The following is a 17,749-nucleotide window of genomic DNA, read 5'->3' on the forward strand; positions in this document are numbered from 1 at the left end:
CTGGTTAAATATACTCATATTTCATAAAGAACTCCTTTGTTGTGAGTATTCGGTTACATTCAAAAAAAGTTTTTGTAAAGCTTTCTATTATCTTCCAAACGATGCTGTAAATTTGAAACTCCACCCAAAGCTCATCATTGACAGCTACCTCATGCCAAGAATACTCCTTTTCTTTTTTCTTCAGATAAGCTTTATGCCTAATAGCTTTTCCCAAAATATTGCCAATTTCGTAGATATAAAACCAAAATATGATAGTGCCAAAATCGAATTTAAAAGGTTTGAAAAAACGCATAGGAGTTTTATCCAGACAAAAAATACGAAGATGTATTATCTTAGTTGGGGTAATCCTCAACATACACCGCTGATTTGGGCGCATGGGAGTTTTACAAATAGCTATGAATTATTAGGGCTTGCCGAAGATTTAGTAAAACAGGGGTATTATGTCATTGCGATTGATTATTATGGACATGGCCTTACCAAAATCCCGCCCCATGAGGTGTCTTTGTATCACGTAGCCGATGACATCAATACATTGATGGAAGCAAAAAAAATCAAAAAAGCGGTAATTGGCGGTTGGTCGAGAGGAGGATTTATCGCTACGGCTTTTTATGATGCTTATCCCGACAAAGTGCTAGGGTTGGTTCTAGAAGATGGCGGCTCGGTTTCGACCAATACTCATTATCATCAATTAGAAGACCCCGTATTACGCCAACAAGTCCAAAATATTTTCAAGGACAGAGTGACATACGCCAAATTCGACACTGAATATGAAGCTTATAAAACCTATTATGATTATAGCAGCGGTGGTACGCAGTTTGAACTTTTGGCTTGGCTGACAGCAGACGACCAAGGGAAATGGAGCATTGGAAACGGCCTCGAAAAATTGTTTCATATGGCGAATGAAGCTCAGTTTATTGACAACATTTTGAGACCTACCCAATCGACATTGTTTGGGGAATCAATGGCTATCATTGAGCCTAAGATTGTATATCGAAATTTACAGGTGCCGATGCTTATCTTAGACCCTACTTCAGAGCATGACCTTTTCCCCTATGAGGTTGAAAATAGAAAGCTCCAAAAGCAACATCCCCGTCTCATTACTCATAAAATTTATGAGCATACAGGCCACAATATTCATTACGAAAAACCTGCTTTATTTGTCGAAGATTTAGGAGCGTTTTTAAAAATTGTCAAAGCGCATTGGGCCAAATAAGCTTTGTTTTACTTTCCAGCAGTTTTGATTTTGATATTGCGATACCATACAGTGCTCCCCCAATCTTGCAAACCAATCAATCCGCTGTATATTCCTTGAGCAATAGGCGCATTTTTGAGACCACTTGCAGCTATTCTTTGCTTCCAATCAGCGCCTTTGAGGTTATGTTCTTGAATCGTAAAGCCGTTGAGGGTGACGGTGAGCATTCCGTTTTTCAGGATCATATGCACTTGATTCCACTCTCCTACGGGATTGAGTTCGCGCACGCGGGCATTGGCTACGCCAAAAAAATCGCCTGCGCGGTGTTTGTTTTCAGAAGCTCCTTCGTAAATTCTATCGTCCAGTACCTGCAATTCCAAACCTGTATCGTGCATGTTTTTGTATTGCGGTGCTTCTTTCACAAAAAAGAAAATACCGCTATTGGCAAGTGAGCTTACTTTCCATTCGGCCTTAAACTCAAAATCTCCATTGACCGATTCGTCGGTTACTATATCTCCTCCATTAACGGCTTTATTGCCTCCTCTATTGGGTACATGTAATTTGATAGCTCCTTGCTCTATCATCCACGCACTCCCTACCGCCTTCCCTCCGTAAGCATGCCATCCACTCAAATCTTTGCCGTTGAAAAGTAATTTCCAGCCTTGTTTTTTTTCTTGGGCAGTGAGCGTGTTTTGCGCTTGAATTGATGAGCATACTAGACCAAAAGCACAGAGGAATACAGCGATAAACTTCGACATACACAACATTTTTTAGGGTGATGTATGTAGAAGTCTATCGCTTTCCTAAATTACTCTTTGTAGGTTGTTAATCTATTTTTAGCAGTTTTTTAGCCAATCGTTTTTCGGCAGTTTGGGCTTGAATAAAATAACTACCCGCACGCAATGACGCCACTGAAAGCGTACTTTGATGAAGTTTGCTAGGCTGCGGGGATTTCCATTCTTGCAAAACCCTTCCACTAGCATCAGTCAACTGAAAAGATACCGCCGCCGCTTGGGGCATCAAAAGCTTAATATGACACAAATTAGCCACGGGATTGGGCGAAATCTCCAACGTCATCTCTGCCGTGATAGGCTCAATGGAAGTAATGATGCCCACCGTGATTTCATTGGAGGTAGCCACGCAACCTGTCCGGGTCACAAGCACACGGTATGTTCCGGCTTGTGAAGTACTGTAAGCATTGGTAGTAGCATTGGCAATGGGGTTATTGTTTTGCTGCCACTGATAGCTAAGCCCCGTACCCGTATTGGCGGTAAGGGTAGTAGTTTCGTTGGGCATAATTTGCGTCTTGGTTGCCGTAATAGTCGCGGGAGGAAGCGCAAACGCCTCAATACCCGCCGCAGGCGAAGTACCAATACAACCGCGTGCATCTTTGACAACAACAGTCACATTACCAGCTGTATTCACCGTATAAGTGTTGAGATTAGTACCTACATTGACCGTGTCTTTTTTCCATTGATAGGTCAAAGGTGCTACTCCACCCTGTACCGCAGCGGTGAGAGTCGTACTTTGATTGGGACAAAACCCTAACGTACCTGTCACGGTAGGGCGGACATTATCTTCCGAAACATTGACAATTGTAGAAACAAGACAGCCTTCACTATCTACAATACTCAAGCCATACTGCCCTCCGTCTTTGATCTGAAGGCTATCTTTATTATTATCCACTTCTACATTGGCGATTTTCCACTGGTAAGTAAAAGGCGATTTTCCTCCCCCTATTTCGGCTCGAAGTGTAGAGCCTACATTACTACATACCGAAGGCGTTCCTCCAATACGTAGCGTAGGCATCATGGGCTGAATCACTTCCACATTACTAGGGGCTGAAGTACACCCCCTTCCATCTACTACGGTTACTTTGTATATACCTCTTTCTCTAGCTACGAAGCTCTGAGAAGTTGCAATGACAGTGCTCGAATCTCCCTTGCTCCAACGGTATAGAAAAGGGCCATTGCCATTGGCAGGAACAGCATTCAGCGCTACACTACCGCCGTTGCAAGGAATCCTTAGGTTGGGAGCTTCGATAGTAACCGATACCGTACAGTTGCTAGGTTTGATTGCAATAGGAGCCGCAAACAATTCCCAACCTACATTAGGATCTGTCGAATTGGCATAATACAAGGCGATGTCGTTTACGATTCCGCACAAATAAGTCCCACTAGCGGGAGTCAGGCTAAAAAGTGTATCTGTTTCTCCCGAAGTACCATCTGTACGCCAGCCATAAAAATCTTGGTTGGGGCCTTGAGCGATAAAAACAGCGTTGTTGTTATAGTTCAAATAGGTATTGTCAGGCCCCACGTCGAGGGCTTTCCCTACCCTTGATGTGATGAGTGAAGGTACTGCTTGGGAAACCGACGCGCCCCAGAGCCCACTTTGAATAGCGGGATTGCCTTGGTTTCCGTTTAAACTTCCTAATAACAAGAATGAATTTTTCAATCCAAAAATCCGCTCAGGACGTTCTACCGAAGTATTGCTTACAAGCCTAGTGCCCTCATCTGTACCATCGCTACGCCAAATAGCACCTACATTGGCACTTCCTCCTACTCCTGTGAGGCGAGTCGGCGTCAGAAAATAAACGATATTGTCGATTGCGGTGAGATTACTAGGTACACCTAATGACGAAGAAGCCGAAAAAACATCTGTGCTACTGCTCAATTCTTTTACCAATACCGTCCCATCAGGTGTACCATCAGTACGATACAGTCTACGTGTATCTACAAAGTAAAGGTGATTGGAAGTAGCAACACTTCCAAAATTGTATTGACCCAAAAAAACGGGTCCAGATATATTTCCTTCACCAAATTCCTTAAAAAGCTGCGTATTGTTTTGAGTACCGTCTGTCACCCAAAGCTCTGAGCCAGTGGTAGAAAAATTGGCAGTAAAGTAAATTTTGTCTTTAAACCGCATAAGCGCACTCACAGTGGTAGCGGTGTTGTTACCAATGCGAGGTCTGATGACACTCGTTCCTGCCCCTGAACCATCTGTACGCCAAAGCTCATTGGAAGAGTTACCTATATTGCCCGCGCTTCTAGCCGTAAAATAAACGTAGTTTTCAGCCCCCAATACGGCTTGATAGTTGGCACTCACGATACCATTTGCCGTACCAGGATTGAAATCTCTTACAAGGCCTGTGCCGTCGGTAGTACCATCAGTACGCCATAGTTCAGTACCTGTAGTGGTAGTATTAGCAAAAAAGAACAAATAATTGTCGTTGGCAATAAGTCCGCCAAATTCGTCACCCAAAATATTGGTAGCATATGTAAACGACAAAAAAATAGAGGTTCCTTGTCGTGTACCATCAGAGCGCCAAAGGGAAATTTTGGAACCATCCGACGCAAAGAAGTATAAGTAGCCCTTAAAAACGCAAAAATTATGACTTAGCTCTGAAGGCGACATTCCGGCGTTGCCCGTTACCCCAAAACGAATCGAGCTCCCACTTCCTACATTAATATCTTTGACAAGATAGGGGCGAGTTTGCCCAAACACTTGACAGACACTCAATAATAGACCGATAAGTAAAGATTGATATTTCATGAAATGGCTTTTTGTTAACTGTCAATAGTTAATCGTGCTGGTCAAGTTAAGGGTTAATTTGCAAAATTTCATCGCAAAAACGCCATTAATTATCAAATGGCATAGATTATTTAATGCATTCGGTCGCCTCTTACTTCGAGAGTTTGCATGATATGAGCTTCGGCGGCAAGTAATTCTTTCCAACGTGACCGCACTTTGTCGGCAGGCAGGTAGGTTTCGGCTAGTTCAATAAAATTGCGATAATGGCCCGCCTCCGAAATCATCAACTCATGATAAAACTTCCGTAAATCTTCGTCGGCAATATGCTGAGAAAGGAGCTTAAAACGCTCACAGCTACGGGCTTCGATGAGCGCACACAGAAGCAATCGGTCCAAAAACACCTCTTCGCGGTCGCCTTTTTTCTTGATAATTTCTTGCAAACGATTGACGTATTCATCTTTACGAGCACGCCCTAATTTAAAACCTCTTTTGTTGAGTTCTTTCAAAACCATCCTGAAATGTGCCCATTCTTCGGCTACTACGGGGGTCATTACTTCCACCAATTTTTCTTTTTCGGGATAATGCACAATCATCGAAATACAAGCCGAGGCAGCTTTTTGTTCGCAATAAGCATGGTCAATCAGAATTTCTTCCAATTGCATTTCGGCGATATTGACCCAGCGCGGATCGGTAGGAAGCTCAAGGCCCAAAGTCGTCAGAGACATAATGTTTGGAGACTAATTTTGGAAATACTTAATTACGCCTACAAAATTAAGGATTCTAAAATCATTGGCACTTCTTAAACTACTTATCTGATACTCCTATCTAAATTTAGCTTTTGCAAAAGTCCACAAAAGCGTATTATTTTCGCTTAACTCTCCTCAAACAGCATGAAAAAACAACTCTTGAGTTTTTTATTGGTAAGCATTTTCGCGCGAAGTATCGCTCAGGTCTACAGCGTCGAACAGTCTAAAAGCGATCTAAATTTTCTCCGCCATATCTTAGAAGAAGCACATCCGGGGCTTTATTGGTACACGCCAAAAGATAGCATGGACAGTGCCTTTGAGAAGGCTTTCAACCAACTCGACCGCCCCATGAGCGAAAAAGAGCTGTTTTTTAAGTGGGCGCCCCTCATTACCAACATCCACTGTGGGCATACTTATCTGATGAATTCGGAAGCTTTTGACGCCCAAAAAGACGACAACTCTTGGTTTCCTTTTCATTGTCAAGTCATTAACAATCAGCTTTTTGTCCGACTTTTGGGTAAAAACTGCTCTGATACCACCCTTGTACGCGGCACCGAAATCTTGCGCATCAACGACAGACCTGTTTCTGAATTTATCCAAACTGCGCGCAATTATTGCCAAGCCGATGGCTACAACCAAACTTTTAAAGATTACTTTTTGAGTTTGTATCGGTTAGAAGAAACCATCAACGACCTCTACAACATCAAAGCTCCGTATCGAATGCTCGTCAAAAGCCCCCGAGGCGAAGTTCGCGAAAGTATTGTGTTTACAAAAACACGTACTGTGGTTTCAAATACCTCCTCCAAACCCTCCAAAGCCGAAAAAAAACAGCAAGCGAAGGCCGCTTTGGAAAAACTACGCAATTTCAAAGTGCTATCAGAAGCGCCACACACGCTTCTGATGACTTGCAATGGCTTTGGATATGAAGATCATAAAAAATTCCACAAAAGCGTTTTTCGGGTGTTGGAACAACAAAAAATTAAAAACCTAATCATCGATTTACGCAACAATCCCGGCGGAGATACCGGTAGCAGTGATGATATTTTGAGGTATGTACTGACCCAAGCTATTCCCAATTTTCGAACCTGCGATGCGCCCGTCAATCAGCTATCTTTTACGGCACACATCGCCCCCGCCCCTAAAGATCATTTGTTTAATCCCAAAGAATTGAAACAACTTCCCAACGGACAATACCGCCGCATTGCCGACGGTATCGAAATCGTAAAACCTTATAAAAAAGGCCACTTCAACGGACAAATATATGTACTCACGAGCGGTTTTACTTTTTCGGCGGGTGCGATTTTGGCGAGTTTACTCAAAGCCCACACCAATGCTATTTTGATTGGTCAAGAGACGGGTGGAGGTGAAGCAGGATGCAGCGGCGGCCTTACCTCTAAAGTAATACTCCCACAAACCAAAATGATAGTAAATTTTCCTCATTTTAGACTTGAAACCAATACCTCTGCCCCCAATGTAGGTAGAGGCGTACAGCCCCACTACCCTGTTGTTTATACGGCCAAAGATATAGCTTCAGGACGAGACGTAGAAATGGAAAAAGCCATAAAGCTGATTCTAAACCGAAAAGAGACTTTCTAAGTTTGGAAAAGACATAGACCTAAAACTTAGAAAGTCTTACCTAAAAGCCATCGAGCTGATTCTAAACCGAAAAGAGACTTTCTAAGTTTGGAAAAGACATAAACCTGAAACTTAGAAAGGCAATTTACCCAAATCTACATTGCCTCCTGTAAGAATAATGCCTACTTTTTTTCCTGAAAATCTCTCTTTGTTGCGCAATAGCGCCGCAAAAGGCACCGCACAGGAAGGTTCAATAATGATTTTCATCCGTTCCCAAATCAGGCGCATGGCCTCGATGATTTCGGGGTCACTTACCAACAAAATATCTTTCACATGTACCCGAATGATTTCGAGGGTTTTGTCACCGAGATTGGTTAGCAATCCATCAGCGATGGTATTAATAAAAGGGGCTTTTTCAATATGCCCAGTTTTGATGGACAATACCGCATCGGCGGCGCCTTCGGGTTCGCCCGCTATCACCTCCGCTTTGGGACAAAGATAATGAGCACTCAAAGCGGTACCGCTCAACAATCCACCACCGCCCACGGGAGCCATAATCACATCAAAATTTCCTTTTTCTTCAATCAATTCTTTGGTGGCCGTAGCTTGCCCTGCAATCACGCGATAGTCATTGAAAGGGTGAATCATGGTAGCTCCCTGCGCTGCCATAACTTGTGCCACGGTACTTTCACGGGCTTCGAGCGTAGGCTCACACTCAATCACCTCCGCACCATAGCCGCGTACTGCATCTTTTTTGACTTGCGGCGCAGTGCGTGGCATTACGATATAGGCTTTGGTACCTACCAAGCCTGCCGCATACGCAATCGCCTGCGCGTGGTTGCCCGACGAATGTGTGGTTACGCCATTGGTGAGTTCTTCTTCCGACAACGACAGCACGGCATTGACCCCTCCACGTGCTTTAAATGCGCCGATTTTCTGGAAATTTTCGCATTTAAAATAAACCTCTGCTCCACTTAAACGATTGAGAGTCTCACACGTAAGAACTGGTGTCTGATGAATATAAGGGCGGATGCGCTCGTGCGCCGCTGTAATGACAGATAAAGTAGGAATCATAAGTATGGGTTTACGGAAGCGATAAAAGTAGGAGGTTTTGAAAAAAATACAAAACCTCCTAAATAGAATATTTCTCAGGAAGTCGCTTTAAAAGACCTAATGTAGAAGAAAAAAAATCAGGTATGAAACCCTTAACAAGGGTTGTATTATCATCGCTCGTCCCGACATCATGTCGGGACGATACGGTATAAAGTCTCCGACTTTATACTAATTGAAGCACTCAAAAAAAACACAATACTCTTTTTTCAACTCTGCACAAGCGGCTGATTTTCCAAATATTCTTGCCAATCAGCAATTAGGTTCTTTTTCAACACCCTTGGAAATTTATTTTGTCCGCCTAACTTACCTCTCTTGGCCATCCAACCATAAAAAGTATCGGTCGGTAATATCGTCACAAACACATCTTTGAGAGCATGACGACGCTCCACTACATAGTCGTCATTTAGGACTTTGAGGTGATGGTCGATTTTTTCTTTTACCAATTGCGCATCCACCTGATCGTTGGTACCAATATACCAATGATGCGCAAAAAGTGAATCCAAACGAACACCCGCTACCGTAAACTCCTTGACCGTAATCCCAAGTTCTTCGGCAGTAAGCTCAATGGCCTTGTTCATATTTTCGACCGTGAGGTGTTCGCCACACAGGCTCAAGTAGTGCTTGGTACGGCCTGTTACGACGATTTCACCGTATTTTTTATTCACAAATCGGATAGTATCACCAATCAAATAACGCCACGCCCCCGAACAAGTCGAAATTAGCAAAGCGTACTCTACCCCTTCCTCCACTTCATCAATCATGAGCGTTTGGGGGTTTTCTACCATCTCCCCATCTTCGTTGAAATTTTGGCTATTGAAGGGAATAAATTCATAGAAAATACCATTGTCGAGCACGAGCTTCATTCCGTCGGCATTGGGACGATTTTGGAAAGCGATAAATCCTTCCGAAGCCAAATAAGTATCAATGTAAATCAGAGGATGTGCAAGAAGCTTTTCAAAGCCTGCACGATAAGGTTCAAACGACACCCCACCGTGACCAAATACTGTCAGGTTGGGCCAAATATCATGGATATTGTCAAGCTGATAACGTTCGATGATTTTTTCCATGATGATTTGGAGCCAAGCGGGTACACCCGCCATAAAACCAATATCCCAGTTAGGAGCTTCTTCGACGATTTTTTCGAGCTTACGTGACCAATCACGTTCGCGGGCTATTTCACGGCCCGGCTTATAGTAAGGCTCAAACCAAAAGGGAATATTTTTGGCATTGATACCACTTACATCGCCTTCAAAACGGCCTTCGTCGATAGCAGTCAGGTCGATGCTGCCGCCAATCATCAAGAAGTTTTTTTCGTACAAATCGCTTGGCAAATCCTCATAGCGACCCAACGACAAAATCTGCCGAATACTTGTATTACGAAAGGATTTGGTCATTGCTTTGGTGACCGGAATATACTTAGAGGCCGCCTCCGAAGTCCCCGAACTCAGCGCAAAGTATTTAACTTTTCCCGGCCAAGTTACATTTTTTTCACCAGCACGAGCCTTATGCCACCATTCGCGATAGATTTTCTCATAATTATGAACGGGCACATATTGCTTATACTTTTCATAGAAGGCATTGCCTTCATCAAAAACGGCAGAATTGAGAATATCTTCAAAATTATATTGCTCTCCAAATTGGGTATAACGAGCTTTTGCTAATAATTTACTGAGGGTTTTGCGCTGTACTTTCGCAAAATTCACCTTTTTGCTCTGAATACGCGTTGTAAGCGTAATGCCTCCTTTTAACAAGTTTCCAAGAAGTGCCATGCTAATCGGGGTTTTTGGGTGATTGTTGAATTTTCATCGAGTTAGGATAGTCAGATACAAAGCTTCTGTGAAAGACACCAAATCATTGTTTTACTGCTTCTTCCAATTGCCACGTTTTCATGAGTTTGACCGTTTCATAGGCAGTCAAATCATACTGACATGGTACCACAGAGGCATAATTGTGGGCCAAAGCCCATTCGTCAGAATCTTCTTTGTTTTCATCAAAATTAACAAAGTTGCCCGCCATCCAGAAATAGCTACGCCCGTGGGGATCTTTGCGTTTTTCAAACTCTTCTTGCCATTTACCATCGGTTTGGTGGCAAATCCGAATTCCTTTGATAGGTTCTGCCGATTTTTTGGGAAAATTGACATTTAAGGCCACTCCTTTGGGCAAGCCATTTTGAAGCACCTTTTTTGCAATTTCTAAAATAAAAGGTTTGGTATGTGAAAAATCAGCATTAGGGGCAAAGTCGCACAACGAAAATCCAATCGCCGGGATGCCTTCAATCGCTGCCTCAATCGCCGCCGACATAGTACCCGAGTATAATACACTAATCGAACTATTAGAGCCATGATTGACTCCGCTCACTACCAAATCGGGTTTGCGGTCTTTTAAGACATAATGCTTACCTAGCTTCACGCAGTCGGCGGGTGTGCCGCTACATTCATAGGCTTTTATATCCTCAAATATGTCGGTAGCCCGAAGCCTCAAAGGTTCTCCTATCGTAATAGCATGACCCATACCCGACTGAGGGCTGTCAGGAGCTACTACTACTACCTCTCCGAGAGGCTGCATTATCTCTACTAAAGTCCTGATTCCTAACGCAGTAATACCGTCGTCGTTGCTTACCAGTATAAGTGGTTTTTTAGAATACGTCATTGAGTGGCTGTTCTTTTTTAAGTGGGCAAAGTTAATGACAAATCATCAATTTTTTATCTATGATTTTGATACATTCACTATGTCCAGAAAAACAGCCTTTTACGCCCTGCTATAAGGCGTAAATCTCATCTTTATTCTGCCAAAACGGTATCTTTCCTAAGATATTTGGTATATATTTTAAGATTATTCGTAGCCATTTTTGAGTATCACAAATCCGTTTTTCTCTAAGGTCAATTCCACAAATCCCTCTTCTGTTTTCTTGACAGTAGCTCCTTTTTGCGATTTAATCAAATAGGTTTTAAAGGGCAATTTAAGGCGGGTTTTGCCACCTTTTTCGGATTTGATAGTCACGGCATCTACTTGACCAGCCACCCGAACGGCACTTACCAAAAACGCTCCTTCTGTACGCAAATCCGTAAAAGAAGCTCCTTGCCAAGAAAAAGGAATAGCCGGGAAAATTTCGATAAATCCAGCATAGCTTTGCAAAAGCATCTCTTGCACCCCCGCCGCAAACGCGAAGTTTCCTTCCAACGTAAAAGGCCGATAGGTAAATTTGGACAAGCCCGACTTGGTTTGGTCGCCGTTGACATGGAAGGAATTAGGCAAACAAAAAGCCGTCGAAAAGGTACGTAAATACTTAGCAGCACCTTCACCGTCTTTGGCACGTGCTTTGAGATTTCCCATCCAAGAATACGAGTAGCCACACCACCAATCAGGGCCTATTTTTTCGAGCAAATTGATAGTGTTTTTGATAATTGTTTGGTCTTTTTCGCCATTTTCCCAGCGGATTTCTCCTAGAGGATGAATCGCCATCAAGTGCGAAAAGTGCCGATGTGACTGATTGTAAGGCAAAGAAGGCGCAAATTTGAGTTCGTTGTTGTCAGAAAGGGCATAGCCGTCAAATTCGCTCAAAAATCTGCGCCAATAGGCAGCTTCTTGAGATAGATTCAACTCTTGCGCTAGCTCAGCGGCTTTTTCAAATGTAAAACGCATCAACGACAAGTCGTAATTTGTATTTTCATGAAACCAAGCCGTCACTCGGTTGTCATTGATTTCGGGACTTGAGCTAATGGGTAGTTGGCGTTTGCCTTTCAGATTCATAAAGGTATTGGCCGCCAAAAATGTAGCTACATCTTTAAACCAAGGATAGGCTTTTTTCTCTAAAAACTCGCGATCCATGCTATATCGCCACTGAAGATAATAATGATGCGCCAACCACGACGATACCGTGGGCGAAAATGAGTACTGAATCCAGCCTCCCATAGCTACGCCTGTGAGGGTGGTTACGCCTGGCACATTGATTCCTTCGGTTTCATAAAACCATTTGGTATAATCTCGATAGGCTTCGCGGTTTTGCTCTAAATGCTCAATATACCCAATCGCTTCGTCGAGGTGATTGGCGGCATAGCTCGGCCAATAGCTCAATTGCGTGTTGAGGTCGTGGTGAAAATCTCCCTTCCAAGGCGGCAAGCGTCCATTGTCGGCAGTCCATACCGCTTGCAACGAAATCGGCGGTGCACCTTTACGAGCCGTACTTCCAAATTTGTACTGCTCCAAATAATATTGTTTTTCTAAGATTTCGTCCGGAATCTTAATGCTAGATTTGGCCCAAAAGTTTTTCCACCAAGCTTGATGCGACACCAGCGCTTTGTCAAACGACAAGGCAGCGGTAGTTTGTTGGCTAGCTTCGGTTTTAGGGAGATTGGGATAGTGAGCCGAGATACTCCAGGAGCCCTCCCAAGTGTCGGTTGCTGTTTTTTTCCAACGTACACTTACTTCATACTCAAATCCCCCCCAGCCTGCTTGACGGTAGGTATAAGAATTGGCCCCTTCTACTACTTTTCCTTGTTTATAGCCCAACCTTGCCAAATCATCACCTGCTACTGAGCCGCCAGCGGTCTTGTCCACTTCGCCTTCGTATTTGGGAGCGATAAGACTGATATTGAACACCTTAACGCCTTTCAAACGAAAATACCCCAAAAGCTGACTAGCGTGTACAAAAGAATTGAGCTGTGCGCCATTGGCCCATTTGACTTCTGCCGTTGCTTTTTCGATATTGACACGCGCACTTTTCACCTCACCCCACTCTTTGGAGTCGATTTCGAGGGCAGCCCCCGGAATCTTACTCGGTGCAGGCTCGCGTTCGTAAGGAATATCCCCATACTGCTGTACCAGCGCATAATTGTTCTTTTTGATTTGGGACTGTACCCACTTGTAAGTAAACTCCGGCTTGCGCATTCCTACCATCGGACGCAAATCCCAAAGTTCGGCGTGGTCGAGCGAAAAACGGAGCTTGTCGCCTTTTTGCCAAATCAGCTCTCCCATAAAAGCATTTCCTAGCGGAAGGGCTTCATCCCAACGCGTAGGAAGTTTATCAAACACCAAATCGTGTTTGGCAGCGACTTGACCAGAGGCTTGTGTCACTAAAAATATGCTTAACAATAAATAAACGAAACGGTTGGTCATTTTTATAAAATTGTTTATAATAAGTAAGGCTTTTTAGGGCATTTTCTCCTTTATTTCATAAAATCATTTGCAAGCCGCAAGCTCATAATAGATATTCAAAAAAAGCTATGGCTTCTCTACCCAAAATACGCCTAAAACACTTATAATCAAAAAATTAATACCCCAAAACGGTGACTAACGACACGACTTCTATACCCTTTCTCTTTTTTAATATTTTTAGAAATATTAAACATATTCTTAAGAAAAGTGAATGTTGATAAAGTTTTAACATAACTAAAATTCCTTTTCTCTTGAGCGCATTCCTAATGATTTATTCATAGCTTAGGGCAAAAGAAAAATGAGATTTCTTCGTTCTTGAAATTACCAACTTACCATTTCGCCTAATGTACAAAATAGCATTACTACTCTTTATTGTCTTGGTTTTTTCGTGCAATCCCAAAGAAGAACCCGCGCCTGTACCTACCTACTTTTGCCCCATAAGCAGCGAAACGGGTGTAAATGATGCCTATAAATTAGAATACACTTACAACAATGCCGGACTGATAGAAGGGCTGCGTGTCTCGCTCAAAGACAACACAAGTGGACAGCTGCAATTTGCGAGCAATGCCCAATATACGTATGCCAACAACCGACTTGTAAAAATCATAGATGGAGCCGTCGAAGAAACCTTGACCTATACTTCGGACGGAGCGCTGAGAAGTCTTGTGGTGGACAAAACCGTAGAGCCAGCTTATATTAATTATACCCTTACTTTTGAAACCGACGCCAATAAACGTATCTCTAAAATAACGGATACGAAAGGGCTGCAAACTACCATCAAGCGCGACGCCCAAGGCAATATCATCGAAACCATCACTACCAATACTGCCACTAATCAGGAAGTGTATCGCAATGTGTTGAGCGATTTCGATAACAAAAAAACCGTACAAGATGGTTTTGAGGGATGGCCTTTTAGTATCTTGACTTACTATGGCGATTATATCAAAGTACCGCTTTTTGTGGCCGGTGCGGGCGGCAACTACACCAAGCGCGTAGAATACGTGGCGGGCAAAGCTACCCGAGAAACAACCTATACTTATACTTACAACGAGCAGGATTTCCCGCTTACGGAGCAATCTCTCACTCGTTTTTTGGATGGCTCAGGCATTGCCACTTATAGCAAAACTTATACTTATAATAGTTGTAAATAGCCAGAATGACATGTTGTAACCTCAACAGGCTACAATTTGAGAGGCTCCGTTCGACATTTCATAAAAATGCCTTAGATTAGCGTCTAAGGCATTTTTATGAAATGATATGACAGCCTCAATCCGTGTCTCCACAGCCCTGAAACCACGGTGCAGTATGATTCATCAGCAAAACTTTATCAAAGTGAAAGAGACGAATTTGGACTTTTTCGGTTTTAAAATCAGCTACTGCCAATAGGTGTGTGGGACACAGAACATGGTGTAGAAAATAGGATGATGTAAAAAACAAGGTAAAATCAGGGGTGAAGGGACACAAAAGACTCTTCTTGAAAATTTTTTGGGTAGTTGACTTAACTTGTAGTTCTTTATTAAAGAAAGCCTTCTTTCTTAGCAAACGGAAGTATCCAACCTATCACTTAACTTAACTTAAAAAATCTTCAAATGGGCTGGAATGTATATGGTATTGCAATACCAACAAAAACAAAAGATTACAATCTTGATGAAATTGCCACTTTTCTAGCTAGTAATAGCAATATTGAGGCATCGCATACTTACGATAGAAATATTCATAATACGACTATTGATAGATACGAGACAGGAATACTTATTTTTAACGATGTCTTATCTTCATTGTTTTTTCAAGAGGGGATATCCCCATTAGAAAAAGAGCTATTTGATTATTTTGGTAATCCTGAATGCATCATAGGAATCATTGATACCGACGATGGCTATGTAGGGTACTCTGTAGTTACCAATAACTTTACTAAACGGTTTAAACTAAACACTGAGAATGATATTAGGGAAACTATTGAGTATGGCGAACCTATTGAAGAAGAAATGGTTTGGTTAAATGCCTTAAAAAAAGAAGACATAGAAGATGAGGATTGGCCTTGTGAAGTCGCCTATTTCTTAGATAAACCTGATGAAATATTTACTCCTTGGGATATTTTAAAATTGACTCAGATAAAACTTATGGAGAATAGAGTTGGGTTTTACTGGGAAGAGGGCAGTCTTGAAATGAAAAATTATCGAATTGAAATTTACCCAAAAGCATAATAGTCTTGCGCGTTATTCCCTTCCAAATCCGTAGTCTATATCTCCACAGCCCTGAAACCAAGGTGCAGTGCGATTCACCAGCAAAACATACACCTACAATACTTGTAAATAGACAAGCTCACTGGTACATTTGATGGTGCAAGGTACGTTAGCAAATGTTATTTTTAGGCACCATGAATAGTCCTACTTCCTACCATCTAACTTTTCGACAAATAGGGCGACTAGCCCTAAGCATGTCAGTGCTTTATATGCCCTTACGGATGTACGCACTCATCCCCGATATTCGTCAGCAGCTATCATGGGAGCGTGTACCACTGTGGACTATGGAGTTTATTGTTATTGCCTTGTTTTTTTTCATCTGGATTTTTTTTATCGAATGGCTCCAAAATCAATTGTTTGATTGGTTTGGCACGGCCTTTCTAATGGAGTTTAAAATTCCGATTCAAGTAGCGACCTTTATCATTGCGTGTGTCATGTCTCTTATTTTCAATATAGGTTTTCGCTTCTTGTGGACTAAGACTGAAACGGCACTCGAAACCCAATTTGGAATAGTGCAGAGACAAACAAAAGGCAATGTGAGTTATCGAAACTTTCGCCAACTTCCCCTAAAAAATGCCCTCAATGCTTTAACTATTATGGCGCTACTATCGGCTTTTTACCTTGCGTCTTATCGAAGGGCCTATCTAAGGCTAAAAGATGCGGAGTTTAAGGCGGAACAAATGGAGAAATTACACCTTAAAATGCAAAATATTGCCCTCAGAAATCAGGTAAGCCCTCATTTTCTGTTCAATAATTTCAGTATTCTGGCATCATTGGTCGAAACACAGCCTCAATTATCCGTTCAATTTATTCATCATCTCTCTAAAGCATACCGCTATATTTTGGAGCAGAGTATGCATGAGCGTATTAGTTTGCACGAAGAGTTAGATTTCCTGAATACTTATACTTTTTTGCTCAAAATGCGTTTTGAAGAAAGGTTTCAAGTAAACATCCATATATCCGAAAAAGAGGCCAACAATTATTTCATTGCCCCATTGACACTACAATTGTTGGTAGAAAATGCGGTAAAACACAACCAGATGTCTTTGCAAGAGCCTTTGATTGTGATGATTGATATGCTCGAAAACTATCTCATGATTCACAACTCCATTCGGCGGCGCCAAGTCCCTGAGCCCTCCACGCGGTTAGGATTGCAGAATATCATCGAACGCTACCGATTGTTGACCAACAGCCCCGTCTTGATAGAAGAAACAGAAGATGTCTTTGTTGTTAAAATACCTATTTTATCATGAAAGTATTGATTATAGAAGATGAAACTTTGACCGCCCAGCGGCTACAGACATTGCTCCATAATTATGACCCAGAAATTGAAGTTTTGGCCCACTTGCGCTCAGTCAATGCGAGTATCCAATGGTTCGGAGAGCCTTCTTTCTCAAAGCCAGACCTTATTTTTCTTGATCTTCATTTAGAAGATGATTTAGGATTTCGAATTGTGAAGGAATTAAAACTCTCCATTCCTATCATTTTTACGACGGCATATCCCCAATACACCTTAGAGGCTTTTAAACACTATAGTGTTGATTATCTGCTAAAACCAATTGATGCCACTGAGCTTGGCGAGGCTTTAGACAAATTTAAAAGGCATTGGGGGGCATCTTCTCAATCGGCATTGATGGCACCTGCCCCCACGCATCCGACCAAAACACCTCTATATAGTGCCTACAAAGACCGTTTTATGGTGTCTTTAGGTTCAAAATACCGCAGTATCAACGTCAGAGATATTGCCTATTTTCTCTATGAAGATCGGGTTACGCTATTGATTACTAACCAAGGACAGCGGTGGCCCATCGACTATAGCCTTGATCGGCTAGTACAAATCCTCGACCCTTATTTGTTTTTCAGGGTCAATCGCTCATTGTTGGTGTCCTTATCGGCTATCCAAACGGCCCATTCTTTTTTTGGAGGTAAACTTAAACTAGAATTAGAACCTGCATTGCTACAAGAAATATACGTAAGCGCCGACCGAGTACCCAATTTTAAAGAGTGGCTAGGCAAATAATGACGGGGTTTGGTTCATGACCCCTATTTTTGAGCATCAGAAAAGTTGCTTCAGACACCCTATTTAGTCATTGAGTCTTTTTTATTTTTCTACTTGAAAGAGAGAGAATATTATTAAGGATTCATTGCTCTAAAACGTCCGTTTTGGCGAATAGAGAAGACAAAATAGTATGGTT

Annotated in this window: 14 protein-coding genes; 6 read left to right on the forward strand and 8 right to left on the reverse strand. The window is 42.3% G+C overall.

Annotated elements, in window-relative coordinates:
- Positions 1-4: 4 nt before the first annotated feature.
- Positions 5-292, reverse strand: a complete 288-nt coding sequence (locus G563_RS39300; RefSeq protein WP_051211020.1) for a hypothetical protein — start codon at positions 290-292, stop codon at positions 5-7.
- Between the two features lie 30 nt (positions 293-322).
- Here G563_RS39300 and G563_RS0116175 point away from each other — a divergent pair, with 30 nt between their 5' ends.
- Positions 323-1,213, forward strand: a complete 891-nt coding sequence (locus G563_RS0116175) for an alpha/beta fold hydrolase (protein WP_051211021.1) — start codon at positions 323-325, stop codon at positions 1,211-1,213.
- Positions 1,214-1,221: 8 nt separating this feature from the next.
- Here the strand turns inward: G563_RS0116175 and G563_RS0116180 are convergent, their stop codons facing one another.
- From G563_RS0116180 to G563_RS0116190, 3 genes are all read right to left on the reverse strand, one after another.
- The gene (locus tag G563_RS0116180; RefSeq protein WP_084650884.1) at positions 1,222-1,950 is read right to left on the reverse strand and encodes a 3-keto-disaccharide hydrolase; all 729 of its coding nucleotides are present in this window, start codon (positions 1,948-1,950) and stop codon (positions 1,222-1,224) included.
- A gap of 67 nt (positions 1,951-2,017) precedes the next feature.
- Positions 2,018-4,744 (reverse strand): T9SS type A sorting domain-containing protein, encoded by a 2,727-nt coding sequence (locus G563_RS0116185; protein ID WP_084650885.1) that lies wholly within the window; start codon positions 4,742-4,744, stop codon positions 2,018-2,020.
- A 110-nt stretch (positions 4,745-4,854) separates the two neighbouring features.
- Complete coding sequence (locus G563_RS0116190) at positions 4,855-5,448, reverse strand: MiaE family protein (protein WP_028666234.1); 594 nt, start codon at positions 5,446-5,448, stop codon at positions 4,855-4,857.
- Between the two features lie 165 nt (positions 5,449-5,613).
- Here G563_RS0116190 and G563_RS0116195 point away from each other — a divergent pair, with 165 nt between their 5' ends.
- Positions 5,614-7,065, forward strand: a complete 1,452-nt coding sequence (locus G563_RS0116195) for a S41 family peptidase (protein ID WP_028666235.1) — start codon at positions 5,614-5,616, stop codon at positions 7,063-7,065.
- 111 nt (positions 7,066-7,176) lie between these two features.
- On the opposite strand, the gene G563_RS0116200 is transcribed toward G563_RS0116195, so the two are convergent.
- The 4 genes from G563_RS0116200 to G563_RS0116215 all read right to left on the reverse strand — a co-directional run bounded on the left by G563_RS0116200 (position 7,177) and on the right by G563_RS0116215 (position 13,272).
- Positions 7,177-8,118, reverse strand: coding sequence for a threonine ammonia-lyase (locus G563_RS0116200; protein ID WP_037327161.1), 942 nt, complete (start codon positions 8,116-8,118; stop codon positions 7,177-7,179).
- A gap of 245 nt (positions 8,119-8,363) precedes the next feature.
- Positions 8,364-9,926 (reverse strand): GH3 family acyl-acid amido synthetase, encoded by a 1,563-nt coding sequence (locus tag G563_RS0116205; RefSeq protein WP_028666237.1) that lies wholly within the window; start codon positions 9,924-9,926, stop codon positions 8,364-8,366.
- Between the two features lie 82 nt (positions 9,927-10,008).
- Positions 10,009-10,806, reverse strand: a complete 798-nt coding sequence (gene surE, locus G563_RS0116210; protein ID WP_028666238.1) for a 5'/3'-nucleotidase SurE — start codon at positions 10,804-10,806, stop codon at positions 10,009-10,011.
- Positions 10,807-10,989: 183 nt separating this feature from the next.
- Complete coding sequence (locus G563_RS0116215) at positions 10,990-13,272, reverse strand: glycosyl hydrolase family 95 catalytic domain-containing protein (RefSeq protein ID WP_028666239.1); 2,283 nt, start codon at positions 13,270-13,272, stop codon at positions 10,990-10,992.
- Positions 13,273-13,655: 383 nt separating this feature from the next.
- Between G563_RS0116215 and G563_RS0116220 the strand changes: the two genes are divergently transcribed.
- The 4 genes from G563_RS0116220 to G563_RS0116240 all read left to right on the forward strand — a co-directional run bounded on the left by G563_RS0116220 (position 13,656) and on the right by G563_RS0116240 (position 17,574).
- Positions 13,656-14,462 carry a hypothetical protein gene (locus G563_RS0116220; protein WP_028666240.1) on the forward strand — a complete coding sequence of 269 codons (807 nt, stop codon included), beginning with the start codon at positions 13,656-13,658 and terminating at the stop codon, positions 14,460-14,462.
- Positions 14,463-14,900: 438 nt separating this feature from the next.
- Complete coding sequence (locus G563_RS0116230; RefSeq protein WP_028666242.1) at positions 14,901-15,515, forward strand: hypothetical protein; 615 nt, start codon at positions 14,901-14,903, stop codon at positions 15,513-15,515.
- 233 nt (positions 15,516-15,748) lie between these two features.
- The gene (locus tag G563_RS0116235; RefSeq protein WP_229598517.1) at positions 15,749-16,807 is read left to right on the forward strand and encodes a sensor histidine kinase; all 1,059 of its coding nucleotides are present in this window, start codon (positions 15,749-15,751) and stop codon (positions 16,805-16,807) included.
- On the forward strand, positions 16,804-17,574 hold the full coding sequence (locus G563_RS0116240) for a LytR/AlgR family response regulator transcription factor (RefSeq protein WP_028666244.1): 771 nt from the start codon (positions 16,804-16,806) through the stop codon (positions 17,572-17,574). The genes G563_RS0116235 and G563_RS0116240 overlap by 4 nt, the downstream gene beginning before the upstream one ends.
- The last annotated feature ends 175 nt before the right edge of the window (positions 17,575-17,749 follow it).

The organism is Runella zeae DSM 19591 (assembly GCF_000423565.1).
GTDB classification, from domain to species: domain Bacteria; phylum Bacteroidota; class Bacteroidia; order Cytophagales; family Spirosomataceae; genus Runella; species Runella zeae.